This window comes from Ruegeria sp. BF6 (assembly GCF_056538665.1).
In genome coordinates this window covers 1-5789 of record NZ_JBQFTN010000035.1, presented here as the reverse complement: position 1 = coordinate 5789, position 5789 = coordinate 1, and the positions used below count along the sequence as shown (strand labels likewise).

The following is a 5789-nucleotide window of genomic DNA, read 5'->3' as shown; positions in this document are numbered from 1 at the left end:
CCAACGCTAAGTGTCGCGGGATGGAGCAGCCCGGTAGCTCGTCAGGCTCATAACCTGAAGGTCGCAGGTTCAAATCCTGCTCCCGCAACCAGCGTCGGAAAATATCAAAGCAGCCCGTTCACACTACAATTGATCCACTGGATCAATTGCTTAACGTCTTAACTTCGCCAGGATCATAACCTGAACGCAAGAGGCGCAATTCCTATCACCAATCCTATAACCAAAACCAAAATCACAAACAGAACGTTCAAACTAGAAACGGTCAAATGGACCAGTTGATTTACACCGAAACAGTGTCAGACGCGGTCCGTGTTCGTATCGGCTCGATTCCGCTCATATGACATGGACGTGTTCAATTTGGTTCATTGGTCAACAATTGCTTCAACCTTCCGGATTTGTGGGCTGCGAGGTTCCAGCTATCGATTTTGAACGGTTAACAAAGCTCACGACCAGCGGCGAAAACCGAATGTCACGGCTGTTGTTTCCTTGAGAAACCGGTTAAGTTTCTGGAATTATGTGCAATTTTGTACGTGGATGTTGGTGGTCACTATTTGGACCAAACCTAGATTCCTTAGAAAGCGCAATGGTGGTCAGTCCGGTACGGTCTTGGCGGCGCTCTGCTTTCTTACGGGGTGACGGGATACTCACGCACCTTGTCAATGGCATGATTCAGGCGTAACGCCGCTCATAGATGTTGCGTTCTTGGGTCCGTCCTAAAAACTTACTACCTTTGGAGATTGACACGCTCAAGCAAACAGGTACTCGGTGCCAAGGCTATTTTTGAATACAATCTAGGATGGTAAGTCACGAGCGACACTGATGTAATTTGGATGTCGTAGTTTATCAAGATCTCGAACTGGGAAAGAAATGCAATCTTCCAAGGACATAGTTGCAAACCTCTGCGATGCAATAGCATCAAACGACGAATCCAGCACGGCTCGGCCTGCGGACGCATTTCGCAGTGTGATCAGAACGCAGCTCTCAGTTCGCAACGCCAAATCCCCTGCGGTAGTGGCTTCTATTTACAGTGAAGTACTGAATCGCCCGGAGATTTGGCAGGACATGCCCAAATTCGAAGAAGCCGGAAAAGAATTTGAGCCGGACGCCGCGATAGAGCCGGGTTATTCGCTTGTTACATGCTGCATGAACAGAAATGACCATCTGGTGCAGACCCTTCCGACATGGTTGGTGCACCAAGAGATCGACGAGATTATCATCGTGGACTGGAGTTCCGAAATTCCGGTTGCGATTACCCTCGAACAGACCGGGATTCGCGACCCTCGCGTCCGTATTCTTCGTGTTGAAGACGAAGGGTCATGGATCCTCTCCCATGCCTACAATGTGGGTTTCCGGGCGACGACAAAAGACAAGATTGTCAAAGTTGACAGCGACATCATCCTCAACGTCGAGTTTTTCAACCGAAACTCCATGGGTGTCGGGAAACTGACCGCAGGAAACTGGCGGCAGGCAGAATCGGGCCAAAGCCACGTAAACGGATTCTTCGTTGTTGGTCGCGAGGACCTGATGGCTGTGAACGGGTTCAACGAACGGATTGTGACTTATGGCTGGGATGACGACGATCTGTACGACCGCCTGACGGACTCTGGCGTTGAAAGGGTGGATGTCGATCCCGACACCATTCGCCATATCGACCATTCCGACACAAGGCGCATCGACCGCCCCAAGAGCAAACCGGTAACCGGCTGGGATGAGGTACAGGCATTTCCGCAGTTCTGGATCTCTTTGAACCGTGAAACTGCCTTGTCTTCCGCGCCCTGGGACAGCAGTAGCCCAATGGCCGGTTTCCGGCTGTTGGGCGATTCAGGTGGCGATATTCGGATGCGGCGGACTCACCCGTTTGGCGTAGATACAAACCTGATCGGGACGCGGCTGGAGCGGGCCGAAGCCGCAATTGGTGCGATACAGGATGTCTTCGATGGCGTTAAAATCACTGCGTCCCGAGAGGCCGTGGACTATGCGCTGATGACCCGCTCTCTGAAGGACGCGATCGCGGCTCTCGGCAGCGGGCCTCTGCAATCCGTTGAAAAAAATGACGAAGTTTCGGTTCCGATTGGACACAGCCACCACAAGCCGAAACTTATCGTTGATGCTCAGCATGGGCTGGGCAATCGACTGCGCGCGATTGCTTCGGGGGCTGCATTCGCACAAGTGCATGACCGGGACCTCGTTGTCCGTTGGGTACCTGACGAGCATTGTGATTGCAGTTTTACGTCGCTGTTTGATTTTGATGGCGCTCTCGAGGAAACCAGCGACAACAACCCGGAAAACGCGTTGGAAGTCGATCTGATGAGCAAGGCGTTCCGGGATGCCTTTGATTCCAGTTCGCTTGTCCACGCCAATCGTGACGTTGTCATCCAGTCCGCCTACAGGTTCACCTTTGGAGCGCCCTACGACGAGCTTGAAAAAGATTTCCTGCGCGCTCTTCAACCAAGTGCGGATGTTCAGGATATGATCAATTCCGTCAGAAATCCGAACGATATCGCCGTCCACGTCCGAATGAATGGTGGCGCTGCCACGGATCCTCATGGTGACGTTCCCGGTGACTGGTCCAAATCGGAAGACGAGATTGCCAGACGCGCCCGAAGCAGATCTCATTATGGCTTTTTCTTTAAGCGCATCGATGAGTTGCTGGAATCCTCCGCCAAGTCGACAATTTTTCTGGCTTCGGACAACTCGGAATCCTATGGCGCATTTGCCGCAAAGTACAAAGATCGCGTGTCCAGCCTGCCACGGACGGTGTACGACCGCTCGGAAATGCAGCTCAAATATGCGCTTGCCGATGTGATTTTGCTGTCCCGGGCGCCGCTTTTGTTGGGCAGCAACTGGAGCTCATTCACCGAAATCGCCCATTCAATGTCTCAAAACCAGAAGCTAGAGATATCGGGGCAACATTTTTAATGTCGCTTCGAACCTTCGGACATGCGTCCAAGTCGAAATATATACGAAATAAATCCGCCAGAGTGTAAACCTGAATGAATGACAGTGAAACAAGGAGCTTAGCCGTTGAGAGTGTCATTTCAGCGTGCAAGCAACAAGTAAGTGAAGTTATCGTTCTGGGCGGCCGGAAACAATCCGACTGGTGCGATGCCTACAGGTTGAACGGTGTAGCGCAGGTCACCCATGCAACGTTTGGCAAACTTGCGCAGTTCCAGAAAACCGCTGAAGGTCTTCGCATCGTCCACGTCACGAAGGGGCTGCCCGCAGCCAGTCTGAGCGAAGCTGAGTACAGCGTCAGCCTGATCACCGAGATCGCGGACATCGTGGTCTTCACACCGGTTTCTGCGACAGAACAGGACGTACAGGATCTGTTGATCGCCTGGCCAAGCTTTTGGGCGATGCTGTTCCTTGCCGAAGGGTTTATGTTGTGCGACGTCGTGCGCCCGGCGGTCTGGAACAGTTTTTACAGCGATTGGGAATCCCTGCAGAGCACGGTTGTTTTCACAAATACCGAGTTGGGCGACGCCTGGGCGGAAGCCGGCGGCAATGGTGCCGGTCCGGTCATCGACTATGTGCACCCCTCGACGCTTGATGTGAATTTGAAACGTCTGCTGGCGATGCAAACCGCCGCAATGCTGATGCCCAACAATTCCGGTAGCTCCGCCGACGCTCAAAATCTTGCACCCAACATCCATATTGCGTTGCCCAAGCGCTATTTGAAAAAGGACTATGAAAACAAGCTGTTTCAAGAGCAACGCAAGTGGTGGAAGGTTGCCCTGAGCGCACCCTGGCAGACGTCTTACTGGAGAGATCTTTGGCGGTTGCAGCGACGAACTAAACGCCGAATGAAATCCAGCTAGTCAAGAACAGCCTGCCCAGCGGGTGAAGCCCATAGCCGAATTTTCCCTGCGTATCGCGCCGGATCATTGGCACATTTCAGGGCCAGTATGGTTCTGAGCGCACCATTTCAAGCTACCTACGAGTTTGACTCTCTGCGCCGTTACGCGTGAGCAGATACGCGGGTCACGGTGCGGGCTGTAAGTGTCAAAACCAACGACTACCCAAAGTCTCATTTGATACTGTGAAGCGTTTCCGCGCAGGCAAATCTGCGCACGCACAGAAAATGGAGATTTTACGTAAAAACCATATTAAAACATTAGTTTAAGACCAAGTTTCGCCACAAGCAGCACACAGCCGAGGCATCGCAACTCTCTAGTCCTGATCCAGAAAGTCCTGGAGCTGGAGAAACGACCATGCTGAGCCTGTTCAACTGTTTTACCATGGCGTCTCTGCGTGTCGGAAAATCCTCCACCCGTGGTGCCGTCCGGTTTTTGACGGCGCTGTTGGCGGTTACCGCGCTGACAACTACCGTGAGTGCTCCGTCACGTGTCGAGGCACAGCAACTGTTTGTCGTGGGCAGCGACCGCGGTGGGTACTTGCATGACCGTCTGGCTGAGCTGGAAAACCTTGAGCGCAACGGTATTCAGGTCGAAATACGCGGGCGCGTCTGCTATTCAACATGCACGATGTTTCTGGGGCTGCCCGGTACCTGTGTTGATCCCGATACGACATTTGGTTTTCATGGCCCGTCCCGTAGCGGCCGTAGGTTAGCGCCCGAGGATTTCGACTATTTCAGTAAGGTCATGGCCGACTACTATCCGGAACCATTGAAATCATGGTTCATGACAACTGCGCGCAATCGCATAAACGGTGTCCACAAGGTTAAAGGCAGTGAACTCATACGAATGGGCGTGCCAGCATGCCGGACCGCCTGAGGCTGGGCTTGCCCAGAGTTCACCGCAAGGGTATCACGTCCGGATCAAAAAAACCGACACCAGATTGCCCCGCCGGAACCTGTTGCGGCCCACCAGTCAGGAGACCATCGCATCGTGTTGACATCGCTTTTCAAACGGTTCGGGCGGCGAGAACCCTTCCTGCTTCCGAACCCGGACGCTCCGCTTTGCGTGATCGGTGATGTGCACGGCTGTATCGTTCAGCTGGAAAAACTGTTGTCCGGTGTTCCGCAGGGCCATCGTATCATTTTGGTTGGCGACTATATCGACCGCGGCGAGCACAGCGCCGAGGTATTGCGCCTGATTAGCGCCCGCCCGGACCTGACCTGTCTGATGGGCAACCACGAAGAGATGTTGTTGCAGTTCCTGCGGGATCCCAAAGGGCAAGGCCCGCGCTGGCTGCGCAATGGCGGTTTGCAGACCCTGGCCTCCTTCGGTGTGCGCGGGGCCCGATCCGAGATGAACGGTGACGAATTGACGGACTGTCGCGACAGGCTTCTGGAGGCGATGGGCGGTGCGCTGTGCCAGTGGGTTTCCGAATTGCAGACCTGGGATATGTCGGGCAATGTGCTGGTTGTTCACGCTGGTGCCGATCCTGATGCCCCACCCGAGGCGCAATCGGACAAGGCCCTTGTCTGGGGTCACCCGTCGTTTCAGTCAAAGGTCAGGCGCGATGGTGTCTGGGTTGTGCATGGGCACACAATCGTTGGAACCGCCGGAACGCGGCAGGGGCGTATTTCCATCGATACCGGCGCATTTGCGACAGGCGTACTGAGCGCGGTCTGCCTGGACGGAACTGAGCCCAGGTTCCTGACGGCGCGTCCCTGAAGCTCTGACCGCAATAAGGCAGCATTGGACCTTTTTCAGACCGCTACTGTGCAAAACATTGTCATGGCAAGTCACATTGAATAGAACCGATCTTAATTAGATCGGATTTAGAGCATACGATGTTGATTACGCCCATCCTCCTTTGCGGAGGTTCTGGAACCCGTTTGTGGCCCTTGTCGCGTAAGAGCTATCCTAAACAATTTGTGTCTC

5 protein-coding genes and 1 tRNA gene are annotated in these 5789 nt (G+C 53.8%); all 6 read left to right on the top strand.

The window, feature by feature from the left end:
* The first annotated feature begins 14 nt into the window (after positions 1 to 14).
* A tRNA-Met gene (locus ACR0IM_RS24330) sits at positions 15 to 91 on the top strand.
* Positions 92 to 1062: 971 nt separating this feature from the next.
* Positions 1063 to 2919, top strand: coding sequence for a galactosyltransferase-related protein (locus ACR0IM_RS24325; protein WP_480597240.1), 1857 nt, complete (start codon positions 1063 to 1065; stop codon positions 2917 to 2919).
* Between the two features lie 74 nt (positions 2920 to 2993).
* Positions 2994 to 3818 (top strand): hypothetical protein, encoded by an 825-nt coding sequence (locus tag ACR0IM_RS24320; protein ID WP_480597242.1) that lies wholly within the window; start codon positions 2994 to 2996, stop codon positions 3816 to 3818.
* 393 nt (positions 3819 to 4211) lie between these two features.
* A complete protein-coding gene (locus ACR0IM_RS24315) occupies positions 4212 to 4733 on the top strand; it encodes a hypothetical protein (RefSeq protein ID WP_480597245.1) in 522 nt (173 codons plus the stop codon).
* Positions 4734 to 4847: 114 nt separating this feature from the next.
* A complete protein-coding gene (locus ACR0IM_RS24310; RefSeq protein ID WP_480683470.1) occupies positions 4848 to 5579 on the top strand; it encodes a metallophosphoesterase in 732 nt (243 codons plus the stop codon).
* A gap of 119 nt (positions 5580 to 5698) precedes the next feature.
* Positions 5699 to 5789 (top strand): sugar phosphate nucleotidyltransferase (locus tag ACR0IM_RS24305; protein ID WP_480595140.1); only part of this gene is annotated, 91 nt, incomplete at its 3' end.

What these genes read in the sequence shown, in the direction of transcription:
- ACR0IM_RS24325 (WP_480597240.1), top strand. Translation starts at nt 1,063, where the DNA reads ATGCCCAAATTCGAAGAAGCCGGAAAAGAATTTGAGCCGGACGCCGCG.
- ACR0IM_RS24320 (WP_480597242.1), top strand. Translation starts at nt 2,994, where the DNA reads ATGAATGACAGTGAAACAAGGAGCTTAGCCGTTGAGAGTGTCATTTCA.
- ACR0IM_RS24315 (WP_480597245.1), top strand. Translation starts at nt 4,212, where the DNA reads ATGCTGAGCCTGTTCAACTGTTTTACCATGGCGTCTCTGCGTGTCGGA.